The 15,018-nt window shown below is 64.6% G+C and carries 13 protein-coding genes and 1 pseudogene; all 14 read right to left on the bottom strand.

Annotated elements, in window-relative coordinates:
• Positions 1–407 precede the first annotated feature (407 nt).
• The gene (locus tag ACVW1B_RS10060; RefSeq protein ID WP_092085482.1) at positions 408–767 is read right to left on the bottom strand and encodes a Zn-ribbon domain-containing OB-fold protein; all 360 of its coding nucleotides are present in this window, start codon (positions 765–767) and stop codon (positions 408–410) included.
• Positions 764–1,900 (bottom strand): thiolase family protein, encoded by a 1,137-nt coding sequence (locus ACVW1B_RS10055; RefSeq protein ID WP_253609126.1) that lies wholly within the window; start codon positions 1,898–1,900, stop codon positions 764–766. The genes ACVW1B_RS10060 and ACVW1B_RS10055 overlap by 4 nt, the downstream gene beginning before the upstream one ends.
• A gap of 121 nt (positions 1,901–2,021) precedes the next feature.
• Positions 2,022–3,188 carry an acyl-CoA dehydrogenase family protein gene (locus tag ACVW1B_RS10050; protein WP_253609127.1) on the bottom strand — a complete coding sequence of 389 codons (1,167 nt, stop codon included), beginning with the start codon at positions 3,186–3,188 and terminating at the stop codon, positions 2,022–2,024.
• 11 nt (positions 3,189–3,199) lie between these two features.
• Positions 3,200–4,399 (bottom strand): CaiB/BaiF CoA transferase family protein, encoded by a 1,200-nt coding sequence (locus tag ACVW1B_RS10045; protein WP_456780862.1) that lies wholly within the window; start codon positions 4,397–4,399, stop codon positions 3,200–3,202.
• 163 nt (positions 4,400–4,562) lie between these two features.
• Entirely contained in the window at positions 4,563–4,772 is a 210-nt protein-coding gene (locus ACVW1B_RS10040) for a hypothetical protein (RefSeq protein WP_253609129.1), read from the bottom strand.
• A 143-nt stretch (positions 4,773–4,915) separates the two neighbouring features.
• Positions 4,916–6,455 (bottom strand): annotated as a pseudogene (locus ACVW1B_RS10035) (class I adenylate-forming enzyme family protein).
• A gap of 1 nt (position 6,456) precedes the next feature.
• Complete coding sequence (locus tag ACVW1B_RS10030; RefSeq protein ID WP_253609131.1) at positions 6,457–7,626, bottom strand: acetyl-CoA acetyltransferase; 1,170 nt, start codon at positions 7,624–7,626, stop codon at positions 6,457–6,459.
• A 45-nt stretch (positions 7,627–7,671) separates the two neighbouring features.
• The gene (gene eda, locus ACVW1B_RS10025; protein WP_253609132.1) at positions 7,672–8,322 is read right to left on the bottom strand and encodes a bifunctional 4-hydroxy-2-oxoglutarate aldolase/2-dehydro-3-deoxy-phosphogluconate aldolase; all 651 of its coding nucleotides are present in this window, start codon (positions 8,320–8,322) and stop codon (positions 7,672–7,674) included.
• Positions 8,319–9,275 carry a sugar kinase gene (locus ACVW1B_RS10020; protein ID WP_057019736.1) on the bottom strand — a complete coding sequence of 319 codons (957 nt, stop codon included), beginning with the start codon at positions 9,273–9,275 and terminating at the stop codon, positions 8,319–8,321. The genes eda and ACVW1B_RS10020 overlap by 4 nt, the downstream gene beginning before the upstream one ends.
• A gap of 156 nt (positions 9,276–9,431) precedes the next feature.
• Positions 9,432–10,418 (bottom strand): D-erythronate dehydrogenase, encoded by a 987-nt coding sequence (gene denD, locus ACVW1B_RS10015; protein ID WP_253609133.1) that lies wholly within the window; start codon positions 10,416–10,418, stop codon positions 9,432–9,434.
• A 52-nt stretch (positions 10,419–10,470) separates the two neighbouring features.
• Positions 10,471–11,394 (bottom strand): carbohydrate ABC transporter permease, encoded by a 924-nt coding sequence (locus tag ACVW1B_RS10010; protein ID WP_016847193.1) that lies wholly within the window; start codon positions 11,392–11,394, stop codon positions 10,471–10,473.
• Positions 11,387–12,346, bottom strand: a complete 960-nt coding sequence (locus ACVW1B_RS10005) for a carbohydrate ABC transporter permease (RefSeq protein WP_018271134.1) — start codon at positions 12,344–12,346, stop codon at positions 11,387–11,389. The genes ACVW1B_RS10010 and ACVW1B_RS10005 overlap by 8 nt, the downstream gene beginning before the upstream one ends.
• 109 nt (positions 12,347–12,455) lie before the next feature.
• The gene (locus tag ACVW1B_RS10000; protein ID WP_456821574.1) at positions 12,456–13,775 is read right to left on the bottom strand and encodes an ABC transporter substrate-binding protein; all 1,320 of its coding nucleotides are present in this window, start codon (positions 13,773–13,775) and stop codon (positions 12,456–12,458) included.
• A gap of 76 nt (positions 13,776–13,851) precedes the next feature.
• Positions 13,852–14,919 (bottom strand): ABC transporter ATP-binding protein, encoded by a 1,068-nt coding sequence (locus ACVW1B_RS09995; RefSeq protein WP_028334988.1) that lies wholly within the window; start codon positions 14,917–14,919, stop codon positions 13,852–13,854.
• Positions 14,920–15,018: the final 99 nt, after the last annotated feature.

Genomic DNA, 15,018 nt, shown 5'->3' with positions numbered 1-15,018 from the left:
GCAACACGCGCGAGTCAAATTGCCGCCGCATTCCCAGACAACGCTGTCACAGTCGATATTCGCTGAGTGGGGACTCGTCAAAAGCGAATACTCGACGCGGGGTGTTCCGAGTAAAAAATCCGGCCGTCTTGCGCGCAATTTGCGCAACGATGAGTCACGCCCAAGTCTAGGGGAAACGCATGAAGGAAGCCACCAAGAGGGCGGCCTCGGAAGCGCTTGCGCAAATGCTGGCGGTGACGGCAATGCTCGTCATCGCCAGCTTCATCTTTTATTGGCACTGAGGCATGATCCGGAAAAGTGTGTAGCGGTTTTCCGAAAGATCATGCCCAAAATGATCCGCAAACTATGAGGGGCAAGAGCGAACCAGTTTAGCCTGGTCTTGCGTTCTGACTGGATCGTTCAGCCCCTCATTTCGCCTTTGCGAAATATGGAACCAGCCTCCCCGCGAATTGCGTGAAGCGCGCCGCGACCTTGTCGCCGATGGCAAGGTCATTGTCGCCATGAGCCATCATGCGAAAGCCCTCGTCGGCATCGACAAGCACGATGTTGTACGGCACATGCGCCCGCGTCTCGGGCGTCGCGGCGCGGCAGACCAGCGAGGTCGCATACACCGTCCCTGCCCCGCTCGCGCGATGCTCGGCAAGATCGGGCGAGCCGCAGGCGGCGCAAAAGCTGCGGCGGAAATATTGCCGCGCGCCGCAGCCGTTGCAGGTCTGGTAGACGATGGCTTCAGTGCCCTTGGTCCAGTCCACGATCGGTCCGCTCATCGCACGCGCTCCAGGAACATGCTGACATGCGACGACAGCACGCCGCCATCGCCGTGCAGCAGCGCCACCGAGGCGTCGCGCACCTGACGATTTTCGGCGCGGCCGGTCATCTGCAGATGGGTCTCGATCAGATGCGCCATCGCGCCGCCGACGCCGCAATGGCCGTAGCTGAGCAGGCCGCCATGGGTGTTGAGCGGCATCTCGCCATCCTGATTGAAATAGCCGGCGCGCACCCGCGCCGCCGCCTCGCCGCGTCCGGCAAGGCCGAGATCCTCCAGCAGCATCGCGAGCGTGATCGTGAAGCTGTCATAGACCGCGGCGTAGCGCACGTCCGGGATCGCGACGCCCGCCGCCTGCTTCGCTTTTGCGATCGAAATCTCGGCGCCGAGTTCGCTCAGCGCAGGTGCTGCGGTGACGTGCTGATGGGTGTGTGCCTGGGCGCAGCCGCGGACGCGGACCTGCCGCTCGCCGGTCGGCTCGCGGCTGATCACACAGGCCGCACCGCCGTCCGACACCGGGCAGCAGTCGAGCAATTTGAGCGGCATCGCCACCGGCTTGGAGGCCATCACGTCGGCAACCGTGATCGGCTCGTGGAATTGCGCGCCGGGATGCGTCAGCGCGTGCTTGCGCATCAGCACCGCGAACTCGGCGAGGTCTGCCTGCGTGAGGCCGTATTCATGCATGTAGCGCGTTGCGACCAGGCCGTAGTAGGCCGGGATCGTCGGCCCCAGCGTCACCTCGTAATCGGGATGGCCGACCTGGGCCAGCGCCTGGATCGAGGCGTCGCGGCTCTGCCCGGTCAGCCGGTTCTCGCCGCCGACCACCAGCACGTGTTTTGCAACACCGGCATCGACCAGGTGATGCGCCAGCATGGTCATCGCAAGCCCGGTGGCGCCGCCGACCTGCACGGCGTGCGCGTAAGCCGGGCGAATGCCGAAGTGCTCGGCGAACACCGTGGCCAGCATGATATGCGGCGAGACCGTGGAGTAGCCGCAGAGGATGCCGTCGATCTCGGAGCGCTTCAGCCCGGCATCCGAGATCGCAAGCTCGGCCGCCTTGCTCATCAGGTCGAGCGAGGACAAGCCCTCATGCTTGCCGTAGGACGTGAGGCCGACGCCGGTCACGAAGCTCATCGTGTCTCTGCCCTCTCCATCGTCATTCCGGGGTGGTCCGAAGGACCATTCCCGGAATCTCGAGATTCCGGGTTCGATGCTTCGCATCGCCCCGGAATGACGCTGTGGGAACTTCCTGTCATCAATACGACTTCGGAAGGCCGAGCACCTTCTCGCCGATGAAGCTGAGGATCAGCTGTGGACTGATCGGCGCGATGCGCGGGATCAGCGATTCCCGCAAGTAGCGCTCGACGTGATACTCCTTGGCGTAGCCGAAGCCGCCATGGGTCATCACCGCCTGCTCGCAGGCATGGAAGCCGGCTTCCGCCGCGAGATATTTTGCGGAGTTCGCCGCGGGGCCGCAGGGCAGGTTCTGGTCATACTGCCAGCCGGCGCGCAGCACCATCAGCCAGGCAGCCTCCAGTTCCATCCAGCACTTCGCCAGCGGATGCTGGATCGCCTGGTTCATGCCGATCGGACGGTTGAACACGATGCGGCCCTTGGCATATTCCGACGCCCGCTTCAGCGCGATCTGGCCGAGGCCGACCGCTTCGGCCGCGATCAGGATGCGCTCGGGATTCATGCCGTGCAGGATGTATTCGAAGCCGCGGCCCTGCTCGCCGATGCGGTCTTCGACCGGGATCTCGAAATTCTCGAAGAACAGCTCGTTGGAATCGACCGGCTTGCGGCCCATCTTCTCGATTTCGTGCACGGTGACGCGCTTGCGGTCGAAATCGGTGTAGAACAGGCTGAGGCCATGGGTCGGGCTGCGCACCTCCTCCAGCGGCGTGGTGCGCGCGAGCAGCAGGATCTTGTTGGCGACTTGGGCGGTCGAGATCCACACCTTCTGGCCGTTGACGATGTATTTGTCGCCTTGGCGCACCGCGCGGGTCTTGAGCTGCGTGGTGTTGAGGCCGGTGTTCGGCTCGGTCACCGCGAAGCAGGACTTGTCGCGGCCGTCGATGATCGGCGGCAGCATGCGCTGGCACTGCTCCTTGGTGCCGAAGACCACCACCGGATTGAGGCCGAACACGTTCATATGCACCGCGGACGCGCCGGACATGCCGGCGCCGGATTCGGAGATCGTGCGCATCATGATCGCGGCATCGGTGATGCCGAGCCCGGAGCCGCCGTACTCCTCGGGGATGCAGATGCCGAGCCAGCCGGCATCGGCCAGCGCGCGGTGGAAGTCGGCCGGATAGCCGCCCTCCTTGTCCTTCTTCAGCCAGTAGGCCTCGTCGAAGCGCGAGCAAATCTTGGCGACGGCATCGCGGATCGATTCCTGGTTGGCGGAGAGTGCGAAATCCATCTGTCGTGCTCCTATGCCTGCACCGCTTTGGCCGCGCCGTCGCGCACCATTGCCGCGATCTCCTCGGTGGAGAAACCTGCCTCCTGCAAAATCTCCGCGCTGTGCTCGCCGAGCCGGGGCGCCAGCCGACTCGGCTCGACCTTGGTCTCCGACCACCGCGCGGACGGCGTCATGCTGCGGATCCGGCCCTCGGTCGGATGATCGACCACGGGGAAGACGCCGGTCGCGACCATATGCGGATCCTCCAGCAGGCTTTCGAGATCGTGCATCGGCATCACCGGCACGTCGGCCTTTTCGAGGATCTCGTTCCACGCGGCGGTGGTCTTGGTCTGGAGAATACGCGCGAGCTCGGCGTAGACGACATCGATATTGGTGGCACGGCCGGCGAAGGTCGCGAATTTCGGATCGCTGCGCAGATCGTCGCGGCCGGTTGCCTTGAAGAAGTTCTCCCACTGCTTGTCGTTGTAGACGATCACGCAGATATAGCCGTCGAGCGTCTTGTACGGCCGCCGGTCCGGCGACAGATGGCGCGCATAGCCGCCCTTGTCGAGCGGCGGATCGTAGGTCAACCCGCCCATGTGGTCGCCCATGACGAAGCCGGCCATGGTCTCGAACATCGGAATGTCGACGCGCTGGCCCTGCCCGGTGCGGTCGCGATGCACGAGGCTCGCACAGATCGCGCCGACCGCGGTGAGGCCGACGATGCGGTCCACCAGCGCGTTCGGCACATAGCGCGGCACGCCGTCCGAGGTTTGCGCCATCAGCGCCGGCAGCGCGGTCGCGCCCTGGATCAGATCGTCATAGGCGGGCTTGGCGGCATAAGGTCCCTCCTGGCCGAAGCCGAACACGCCGGCATAGATCAGCCGCGGGTTGACCTCGGAAACGACGTCATAGCCGAGCTGCAGCCGCGCCATCGCCTGCGGGCGCACATTGTAGACCAGCACGTCGGCCTTCGCGATCAGCCGCAGCACCGCCTCGCGCCCCGCCGGCTTCTTCAGATCGAGGCAGACCGAGCGCTTGCTGCGGTTGGTGTTGAGGAACACCGGTCCCATGCCGGGATGCCGCGTTGGGCCGATCTGCCGCGTCACGTCGCCGTCGGGCGATTCCACCTTGATGACGTCGGCGCCGTAATCGCCAAGCATCTGCGTGGCGTAGGGTCCCATCAGCACGGTCGTCATGTCGACGACCTTGATACCCTGCAGTGGTCCCATCGTCCTGTTCGCTCCCGGATGTCGTGGTTATGGAGCTAGTAACGGGAGCTATTCCAAGAGATCAAGCTGCGCCGGGCGTATGGGCGTATGCATGGCCGCGGCCGGGCCGCTTCCGTGCGGCGGAACGCAGGGTGGGCAAAACGAAGCGGATTCACCGCCGCCCTTATGCCAGCGACTGCCCCGTCATCACCTCGCGCGCCTTCAGGAGCTTCTCCAGTTCCGCATTCTGCTGCTCGAGCCGCTCGGCGATGCGCTCCTCGACTTCGGCGCCGGCAGCGCCTGCGGCCTGCTCGATCAGCTGCCTGATATTGTCCCGGAGGATCGCGATACGATCGTTCACTTCCGACAGCGACAGAGACGTCTCGATTCCCATGGTCCGTTCTCCCGGTGACAAGCACAGGCAGCTTAGCGCGGCGGGAGGTCCGGGCATATCCCCTAACCGCCTTAGTGACCCCAATCCCTACTGTGCATGGGGTTGTTTTCGATGTTTTCGATTCAACCCAGCCTCGCCCCGCTTTAGCCCATGCCTTTGGCCAGCATCTCCCGCAGCGCGGTCTTCAGCACCTTGCCGTAATTGTTCTTCGGCAGGGCATCGAGATAGACATAGCGCTTCGGCCGCTTGAAGCGGGCGATCGAGGCAAGGCAAATGCGCGTCGAGCTTGCCGTCGTCGGCGGCAGTGCCCTCCGTCAGCACGACGCAGGCGACGACGATCTCGCCCCATTCCGGATCCGGCACACCGACGGCCGAGACCTCGCGGACATCGGGATGGGTCAGCAGGGCTTCCTCGACCTCGCGCGGATAGATGTTGGTGCCGCCGGAGATGATCACGTCCTTGGAGCGGTCCGACAGCGTGAGGAAGCCGTCGGCGTCGAGGCGGCCGACATCGCCGGTGCGCAGCCAGCCGTCCTTCAGCGTCTCGGCATTGGCCTTCGGATTGTTCCAGTAGCCGAGCATCACGGTCGCGCCCTTGACCTCGATCTCGCCGGTCTCCCCGGCAGGCAGCGGCTTGCCGTCCCTGTCGGTGATGCGCACGGTGACGACGCTCTGCGCCAGCCCGACCGAAGCCAGCCGTTCGAGATAGCGCGGGTGATCGCTCCGGGCGTGCCAGCCGCGCGACAGCGCCGTGATGGTCATCGGCGACTCGCCCTGGCCGTAGATCTGCACGAAGCGCTGGCCCATCGTCGCCATCGCATCGGTGATGTCGGCCGTGTACATCGGACCGCCGCCATAGATGATGGTGCGCAGCCCTTCGCCGTTCTCGCCGCGCTTCTTCGCGGCATCGACCAGGCGGCGCACCATCGTGGGGGCCGCGAACATCACGACATTGTCGAGCTGGCGGCCGAGGTTGAGCACCTCGTCCGGATCGAAGCCGCCGGACTCCGGCACGACGTGGCGGCCGCCCATCCGGACATGCGGGAAATTGTAGAGGCCGGCGCCATGCGAGATCGGTGCGGCATAGAGCGAGGCATCGTGCGGCGTCGCCGGATCGACGTCGGCGAGATAGCACAGCGACATCGCGACCAGATTGCCGTAGCTGAGCATCACGCCCTTGGGACGGCCGGTGGTGCCCGATGTGTAGAACAGCCAGGCGAGATCGTTGCTCTCGCGCGGCAGCGGCGCAGGTGGGCCCTCGCCGCTTCGCATCGTTTTGTAAGCGTCGCTGTCGACCGACAGCATGGTCATGCCGGCGGGAGCATCCGCCTTCGCCTCGGTCAACGCACCGATCGTATCGTCGGAGACGAAGGCGAGCTTGGCACCGCCATTGCCGCAGATCCATGCCGCCTCGCGGCCGTGCAGCTTGGCATTGATCGGGATCGCGGCAGCGCCGATCCACCAGATGCCGTAGAGGCATTCGAGATATTGCGTGCAGTTCGACGCAAACAGCGCGATGCGGTCGCCGGCGGCAATGCCGTGATCGCGCGCCAGCGCCGCCCCGATTGAGGCGGCGCGGCGGGCAAAGGTGGCATAGTCGGCGTCGAGATCGAAACCGGTCAGCAGCGCCGGCGCGTCGGGACGCGCCCGTGCCGTCGCCGCCAGCCATTCGGCAATGTTCAAGCTACTTCGCCGGCTCGAGGATCGAGACGTAGTTGGCGACCGCGGCGCCGCCCATGTTGAAGATGCCGCCGATCTGCGGGTTCTTGAGCTGCATGCCCTCGGGCGCCTGCCCCGTGAGCTGCATCGCGCTCATCACATGCATGGAGACACCGGTGGCGCCGATCGGATGGCCCTTGGCCTTGAGGCCGCCGGACGGATTGACCGGCAGCTTGCCGTCCTTCTGGGTCCAGCCTTCCATGATCGCGCGCGCGCCCTGTCCCTTCGGCGTCAGGCCCATCGCTTCGTATTCGATCAGCTCGGCTACGGTGAAGCAGTCATGGGTCTCGACGAAGGACAGGTCGGAGAGCTGGAGGCCGGCCTTCTGCAGCGCGCGCTGCCAGGCGGTGGTGCAGCCTTCGAACTGCAGGATGTCGCGCTTGGACATCGGCAGGAAATCCTGCGCATGCGCGGTGGCGCGGATGTTCACCGCCTTGCCCATGGTCTTGGCGGTCACGGCATCGGTCAGCACCAGCGCGGCGGCGCCGTCCGAGACCAGCGAGCAGTCGGTGCGCTTCAAGGGACCGGCGACGAACGGGTTTTTGTCGCTCTCGGCGCGGCAGAACTCGAAGCCGAAATCCTTGCGCATCTGCGCATAGGGATTGGCGACGCCGTTCTTGTGGTTCTTGGCGGCGATCATCGCCAGCGCATCCGACTGGTCGCCGTATTTCTGGAAATAGGCCTGCGCGATCTTGCCGAACACGCCGGCAAAGCCGCCGACCGTGTCGCCGTCCTCGGGCAGATACGACGCCTTGAGCAGGTTCTTGCCGATCTCCGGGCCCGGCGTCTTCGTCATCTGCTCGACGCCGACCACCAGCACGATCTTCGCGGCGCCGGCTTCGATGGCGCGAATGCCCTGATGCACGGCGGCCGATCCGGTGGCGCAGGCATTCTCAACCCGGGTGGTCGGCTTGAAGCGCAGCGCCGGATTGGCCTGCAGCACCAGCGAGGCCGTGAAATCCTGCGGCGAGAAGCCGGCGTTGAAATGGCCGAGCATGATCTCGTCGACATCGGACGCGGCGATGCCGGCGTCAGCCAGCGCCTCGTTGGCGACCTTGACCACGAGACCCTCGACGGTCTCCGCGTCGAACTTTCCGAATGGCGTGTGCGCCCAACCCACGATGCTGGCGGTCATGGCCGTATCTCCCTGTTCCTGTTCGGAGAGTTATGTAGCGTATCTTCAGGCGGCTTTCAGCGTTTTCATCGCCTTCGCGCACATGGCGGTTATGCCGGCCCAATTGCCGGCGCGGATATCGGCCGCGGGGCATAGCCAGGAACCGCCGACTGCCAGCACATTCGGCTCGGCGAGCCAGGTCGCCGCATTGGCCTCACTGACCCCGCCGGTCGGGCACACCCTGACCTGCGGAAATGGCCCGGCCAGAGCCCGCAGTGCCTTGATACCGCCCGCCTGCTCGGCCGGGAAGAATTTGACGACGTCGAAGCCGTGGGCCAGCGCCTGCATCAACTCGGAGGCGGTCGCGATCCCCGGCGCGAAGGGCAACCGGCTGGCGGCTGCCGCCGTCAACAGCTCGGGCGTCGCACCGGGGCTGATGCCGAATTTGGCGCCCAGTGCCTCGGCGCGCACCAGGTCGTCACCATTGAGGATCGTGCCGATCCCGACGATCGCCTCCGGCACACCGGCGATGATGGCCCTGGCCGCGTCGACCGCGACCGCCGTCCGCAGCGTCACCTCGAGCGTCCGCACGCCGCCGGCGACCAACGCCTTCGCCAGCGGCACCGCGTCCTCGAGCCGCTCGATGGTCAGCACCGGAATCACGGTGGCCTGGCGGATCAGCTCGGCGATCCGGTCCTGCTTCGATGTCGTTGTCATTGCGAGGCCTTGCGGGATGGTGGGAGACGAAGCGCCTTTTTCGGCGGCATGGCGTAACGCGGAATGATCGCGCCGGGATAGCACACCACGACACCGGCCAGCCGATGGCCGGCGCGCGCCGCCTCCTCTGGCTCGGCGCCGCCGAGCCGCGCGGCGAGATAGGCGGCGGCAAAGCTGTCGCCGGCCGCGGTGGTATCGACGACCGGCTTGGTAAGCTGCTCCGCCTTCACCTCGCGCGTTCCGCCGGCCGAGCGCACGATGCAGGCCGGCTCGGCGAGCTTCAGCACCACCTCGGGGCTCGAGATGCCGGCCAGCAGCGCCGTGTTGCTCTCGCCGGGATAAAGCGGTGCCAGATCCTCGGTCGAGGCAAGCACGATATCGGCCGTCTCGAACGCGCTGCTGAAGACCTTCCGCGCGACGTTCAGGTCCGGCCAGCCGCGGGCGCGGAAATTTGTGTCGAACGCAAACCGCGTCCCCAACAGCCGCGCACGCTTCAGCGCCGCCAGCAATCGCTCCTGCCCGTCCTCGCGCAGGATCGAGAGCGTGATCGCCGAGAGATAGACGACGTCATAGGTCGCGAGCGAATTCAGGATGTCTTCCGTTTCGGGCAGATCCATCAGGTCGCGGGCGGCGGCGCTGTCACGCCAGTGGAAGAAGCGCCGCTCGCCCTTGTCGTCGGTCTGGATCAGATAGAGGCCGGGCAGCTTGCCCGCCGATCGCGCGACATGCTTGGTGCCGATGCCCTCGCTCGCCCAGCCCGCGATCATCTCATCGCTCAGCGCATCATCGCCGAGCGCCGTGAAGTAATCGACGTGGATGCCGAGCCGGGACAGATAGACCGCGGTGTTGAGCGTGTCGCCGCCATAGGAGCGCGAATACAGCCCGCCGAGCTGCCCGCCAGGGGCCTGGCGCAGCTCGATCATGCATTCGCCGATGCTGGCAACTCTGGTCATCTCGAGCGCCGCGCTAAAGCGCGATGAAGCCTGGTTGAATCATCATCGCGCCTTAGCCCCTTGTCTGAGCATGATCTTCGCGCAAACGCGTTCCGCGTTTGTCGCGAGGGAAACCGCCTCGCACTTTTCCGGATCATGCTTTAGCCCGGACGTTGCTCAGGCGGCGAACTTGCCGCCGAGTTCGTCCTCGATATGGATCCGGATGATGTCGTCGAACGTCTTCTCGGCCGTGGTGAAGCCGAGCTTCAGCGCGCGGTCAGTAGCGAAATCGCGCGGCCAGCCCGAGACGATGCTGATGATGGTCGGATCGGGCACCCGCTTGATGCGCGCGGTGACGTTCTTGCCGGCGACGCGCTCCAGCGACGCGATCTGCTCGCCGACGGTGACGGACATCCCCGGCATGCTGAGATTGCGCCGCGGCCCCATCGCGTTGAGATCCATCGTGCCGGCGTGAACCAGAAAGCCGACCGCCGATTTCGGCGAGGCGTGCCAGTGCCGGACGTCCTCGGAGACCGGCAGCACCGCCTCCTCGCCCGCCAGCGGCTCGCGGATGATATTGGAGAAGAAGCCGGACGCCGCCTTGTTCGGCTTGCCCGGACGCACGCAGATTGTCGGCAGGCGGATCGAGATCCCGTCGAGCAGACCCTTGCGGGTGTAGTCGTTGATCAGGAGCTCGCAGATCGACTTCTGCGTACCGTAGCTCGTCAGCGGCGTATGGAAGAATTCGTCGCCGATCTTCTCGGGGAACGGCGCGCCGAACACCGCGATCGAGGACGTGAACACCAGCCGCGGCTTGTAGCCGCCGCCGACGGCACGGATGGCGTCGATCAGATAGCGGGTGCCGTCGAGGTTGATCCGGTAGCCCTTGTCGAACTCGGCCTCGGCCTCGCCCGAGACGATCGCGGCAAGATGGAAGATCACCTCGGGACGCTCGGCGATCAAGGGCGCCGCGGCGCCGGCATCGGCGAAATCGGATGCGACCACATTGACCGGGATCAAGGCATTCGCGGGCTTGGCCGGCGCGACCACGTCCTGCAGCGTCATCCGGGTGATCTCTTGCTTGCCGAGGCGGCCTTCGCGCAAGAGACGCTCGGTCAGCTTGCGGCCGACCATGCCGGCGGCGCCCAGAATCAGAATGTGCACGACCCTGCTCCTTTTCTTGTCTTGTTCGAATTCAGCTGCGGGCCTTGCGCGCTCATTCCTTCACGGCACCCGTCATCGCCGAGACATAATGCTCAACGAAGAACGCGTAAAGAATAACCAGCGGCAGCGAGCCGCATAGCGCCCCTGCCATCAGGGACCCCCAGCGATAGATGTCACCGTCAACGAATTCGTTGACGATGGCGACCGGGACGGTCTTGTTCGGGGTCGATTGCAGGAACGTCAGCGCATAGATGAACTCGTTCCAGCACAGGGTGAAGCAGAAGATGAAGGCCGAGATCAGGCCGGGGACAGCGAGCGGCAGCACGATCTTGATCAGGATTTGCCAGCGGCTGGCGCCGTCGATCAGTGCGCATTCCTCGAGCTCGAACGGGATGGTCTTGAAATAGCCCATCAACAGCCAGGTCGAGAACGGAATCAGGATCGTCGGATAGGTCAGGATCAGCGCCAGGGGCGAGTCGAACAGGCCGTACTGAAACACGACGGTCGCGAGCGGAATGAACAGGATCGACGGCGGCACCAGATAGGCCAGGAAGATCAGGCCGCCGACGACGTTGGCGCCCTTGTAGCGCAGCCGCACGATCGCATAGGCCGCGAGCACGCTCGCGATGATCGACAGCACGGTGGCGCCCACCGCCACATACATCGTGTTCCAGAGCCAATGCGGATAGTAGCTCTCGAACAGCAGCTTGTGGATGTGCTTGAAGGTCGGATTCCAGGTCCAGAACGGATTGTACTTGTCGAGATCGAGCAGTTGCTCGTCCGGCTTGATCGCCGTCAGCCCCATCCAATAGAACGGGAACAGCAGGATGATCACGATGATCGACAGCGGGATGTAGAGCGTCACGATGCGCCGCGGCACCGACTGCAGGTAGCTCATGCCCTCGCTGTTGTCGACGCGCGACGGCGTCGACAGGATGCTCTTGAGGTCGACCTTGGAGGCGGGAAGATCAGTCATTGCTCTCTCCCTGCTGCCACTTCCTGCGTTGCAGCCCGAACCATGACACCATGATCGCGGCGAGCAGGAACGGGATCATCGCGCTCGAAATCGCGGCGCCCTCGCCCAACTGCCCCGCGATGATCGCGCGCTGATACGACAGCGTCGCCATCAAATGAGTGGCGTTGACCGGGCCGCCACGGGTCATCGCCCAGATCAGCTGGAAATCGGTGAAGGTGAACAGCACCGAGAACGTCATCACGACGGCGATGATCGGCGTCAGCAAGGGATAGGTGATGTAGCGGAACATCTGCCAGCGCGAGGCGCCATCCAACGTCGCCGCCTCGTACAGCGACGGCTGCACGGTCTGCAGGCCCGCCAGCAGCGTGATCGCCACGAACGGTACGCCGCGCCAGATATTGGCGAAGATCACGCAGATCCGGGCCCAGGTGGTGTCGCCGAGGAAATTGATGTTCTGGGTGATCAGGCCGAGATGCTTGAGCGACCAGGAGATGATCGAGAACTGGGAATCGAAGATCCACCAGAACGCCAGCGCCGACAGCACGGTCGGCACGATGAAGGGGATCAGCACCGCGGCCCGCAACAGCGCCTTGAACGGCATGCGCTCGTTGAGCAGCAGCGCCAGATAGAGCCCGACCGCGAACTTCACGGCGCTCGCGATGAAAGTGTAGAGCAGCGTGTTGAAGACCGACAGCCAGAAGATGGCATCGTCCCACAACCATTCATAGTTCTCAGTGCCGATGAAATGACCGACGCGGCCGATGCGGGTGTCGGTGAAGGACAGCCAGATGCCGAGCCCAAGCGGATAGGCCAGGAAGAAGATCAGGAACGCCATCGCCGGCAACATGAACCAGAAGCCGAGCCAGTTCTTGTTGTGGCGGAGCTGATCCCATGCGGTCGCTTCGCGGATTTCGGTTTTCGCACGTCGCGGCGCGAGGGCGATGTCAGCCATAGGCGATGTCCCGATTGCTCAACGGATTGAGCATGACTACGCAATATTCCAATGATGGCATTCCAATGATGACGCGGGCGGCGGCGCTCCGCCGCCCGCGGCCATCACATCAGCGATAGATACGCTTCAGCTGCCGTTCGGCTTCCGCCATCGCGGCCTTGCCGTCCTTGGCACCGGTGCAGTAGTTCGCGAACATGTCGACCACGATGAAGTCGGCGATCGCGGTCGCGGCCTTCTCGCCGGGCGTGCCGATGCCGGAGGCCGGCAGCGCGCGCTTCGAGGCCTGGCCGAACACCGCGTTCTTCGGATCGGCGGTCCACACCGGAGCCGCGTCGTAGGCGTTGAGCGTGTGGGTGAGATAACCCCGCGCGCCCGACAGCCACTTCTCGAAATTCTCCTTCTCCAGCATGAAGGCGATGAAGGCCTTCGCCGCGTTCGGATATTTGCAGAAGTTGAAGGCGAGGATCGGAACCGCGAGTTGCAATTCGGTCGGCTTGCCGATCGAGCCGACCGGCCACAATGCGTGGTCGATGTCCTCGGCGAGCTCCTTCTTGCTCGGATCGTCCTTGGCCGCGACGTAGATCGAGATGCCGTTCGAGGTCAGGAACAGCTCGCCCGACAGGAAGGCCTTGTTGTTGGAGGAATCGTTCCAGGACGCGACACCCGGAATGAAGGTCTCCGACAGCGCCTTGGCATACTCCAGCGCCTTCATCGTCTCCGGCGAATTGATGATGACCTTGTCGTCCTTGTCGACGGTCCAGGCGTTGTGGCCCCAGAGGATGTTGTGCACCCAGGCATTGGCGTCGCCGGTGGCGTGGCCGAGCGCGAAGCCGGCCGGCGTGTTGTTCTTCTTCAGCGCTTTGCACAGTTCAAGATAGGCCGGGAAATCGGACGGCACCTGCTTGAAGCCGGCCTTCTCGACCGCCGACTTGCGATAGGTCAAATAGCCGCCGATGGTCGCGACGGGAATGCCGAGCCAGTCATTGCCCTGCTTGCAGGTCTTGGCCGCGGCTTCGGTCCAGCCGCCATATTTGTTGCCGAGATAGTCGGCAACGTCGTTCATCTTGAGAACCTTGGTCGGGAACAGCTGCGGCAGCGTGTGCAGGCCCCAGGCGAGGTCGAGACCCGAGCCGGTGTTGGCGGCGACCGAGGCCTTCGGCTGCACGTCCTCGAAGGACTCGCTGAACACGTTCATCTCGGTGCCGGTTGCCGACTTGAAGGCCGCGACCATGGCGTTGAATGCATCGTCTTCCGCGGGCACGAAGCGCTTCCAGCGCATCACGGTGAGCTTGGCGCCGGGCTCCGCCTTCCAGGGCGCGCTCTGCGCCCAGGCCTTGGCGAAGTCAAACAGCGCCGGCCCGGTGAGCATGCCGGTTGCAGCCAGCGCCGTGCCGCCCTGAAGTAGCGAGCGGCGAGTAAAATCGTGCATCGTCCTTCTCCCTATGATTGTGTTTTTGTTGTTTTTGATCTGGCCTGTTGGTCGGCCATTAAGATCGATCGGTCCGTCAGCTGTTCAGTCGCTTCCCCGTCGAATCGTCGAACAGATGGACCAGCGACGGATCCGGCTTGAGCCGAACCTTGTCGCCCGGGTTGAACAGATGGCGCTCGCGGAACACGGCGACGACCTGCTCGCCGCCGAGCTTGGCGAACACCTGGGTCTCCGAGCCGGTCGGCTCGACCACCACGATCTCGGCCTCGGCGCCGTCATCGGCGATGGTGAAATGCTCGGGCCGCACGCCGTAGACCGCGGGTTGGCCGTCGGAATTGGCCGGCGCCGATTTCAGCGGCAGCTTGACGCCGTTCGGTCCCTCGAAATAGGCGGCGCCGTTCACCTTCACATTGCCCTTGAGGAAATTCATCGCCGGCGAGCCGATGAAACCGGCCACGAACTGGTTCGCCGGCGTGTCATAGAGTTCGAGCGGCGAGCCCATCTGCTCGACGATGCCGTCATGCATCACGACGATCTTGTCGGCCATGGTCATGGCCTCGATCTGGTCGTGGGTGACGTAGACGGTCGTGGTCTTCAGCCGCTGGTGCAGCTCCTTGATTTCGGTGCGCATCGCAACACGCAGCTTGGCGTCGAGGTTCGACAGCGGCTCGTCGAACAGGAACACCTGGGGATCGCGCACGATGGCGCGGCCCATCGCGACGCGCTGGCGCTGGCCGCCGGAGAGCTGGCGAGGATAGCGCTCGAGCAGCGGCGTCAGCGCAAGGATTTCCGCGGCGCGCTTGACGCCGGTCGAGATCTCCTCGGGCTTGGCGCCGCGCAGCTTGAGCGAGAAGCCCATATTGTCGGCGACGGTCATATGCGGATAGAGCGCGTAGTTCTGGAACACCATCGCAATGTCGCGCTCTTTGGGCTGGACATTGTTGACGACGCGGTCGCCGATCGAGATCGTGCCGGAGGTGATGTTCTCGAGCCCCGCCAGCATGCGCAGCAGGGTCGACTTGCCGCAGCCGGAGGGGCCGACCAGAACGACGAACTCGCCGTCCTCGATCGGGATCGACACGCCGTGCAGGACCTCAAAATTGCCGAACGATTTCCGCACGTCGCGAATCTGGACCGACGACATCCACTTCCCTCCCTCAAGTTCCCGACGACGTACGACGAGTGCCGCCACCGCTCTGTTTTGTGTTCCGGCCGCGCTGGGTGCGCGGCGCTGTTGGACTGG

This window comes from Bradyrhizobium sp. USDA 4502 (genome assembly GCF_054063355.1).
The sequence above is the reverse complement of the archived record's forward strand: the minus strand, read 5'-3'. Positions and strand labels throughout refer to the sequence as shown.

Excerpts from the sequence above, each read along its gene's own strand:
- ACVW1B_RS10060 (WP_092085482.1), bottom strand. The coding sequence starts at position 767 with ATGAGCGGACCGATCGTGGACTGGACCAAGGGCACTGAAGCCATCGTC.
- ACVW1B_RS10055 (WP_253609126.1), bottom strand. The coding sequence starts at position 1,900 with ATGAGCTTCGTGACCGGCGTCGGCCTCACGTCCTACGGCAAGCATGAG.
- ACVW1B_RS10050 (WP_253609127.1), bottom strand. The coding sequence starts at position 3,188 with ATGGATTTCGCACTCTCCGCCAACCAGGAATCGATCCGCGATGCCGTC.
- ACVW1B_RS10045 (WP_456780862.1), bottom strand. The coding sequence starts at position 4,399 with ATGGGACCACTGCAGGGTATCAAGGTCGTCGACATGACGACCGTGCTG.
- ACVW1B_RS10040 (WP_253609129.1), bottom strand. The coding sequence starts at position 4,772 with ATGGGAATCGAGACGTCTCTGTCGCTGTCGGAAGTGAACGATCGTATC.
- ACVW1B_RS10030 (WP_253609131.1), bottom strand. The coding sequence starts at position 7,626 with ATGACCGCCAGCATCGTGGGTTGGGCGCACACGCCATTCGGAAAGTTC.
- eda (WP_253609132.1), bottom strand. The coding sequence starts at position 8,322 with ATGACAACGACATCGAAGCAGGACCGGATCGCCGAGCTGATCCGCCAG.
- ACVW1B_RS10020 (WP_057019736.1), bottom strand. The coding sequence starts at position 9,275 with ATGACCAGAGTTGCCAGCATCGGCGAATGCATGATCGAGCTGCGCCAG.
- ACVW1B_RS10010 (WP_016847193.1), bottom strand. The coding sequence starts at position 11,394 with ATGACTGATCTTCCCGCCTCCAAGGTCGACCTCAAGAGCATCCTGTCG.
- ACVW1B_RS10005 (WP_018271134.1), bottom strand. The coding sequence starts at position 12,346 with ATGGCTGACATCGCCCTCGCGCCGCGACGTGCGAAAACCGAAATCCGC.
- ACVW1B_RS10000 (WP_456821574.1), bottom strand. The coding sequence starts at position 13,775 with ATGCACGATTTTACTCGCCGCTCGCTACTTCAGGGCGGCACGGCGCTG.
- ACVW1B_RS09995 (WP_028334988.1), bottom strand. The coding sequence starts at position 14,919 with ATGTCGTCGGTCCAGATTCGCGACGTGCGGAAATCGTTCGGCAATTTT.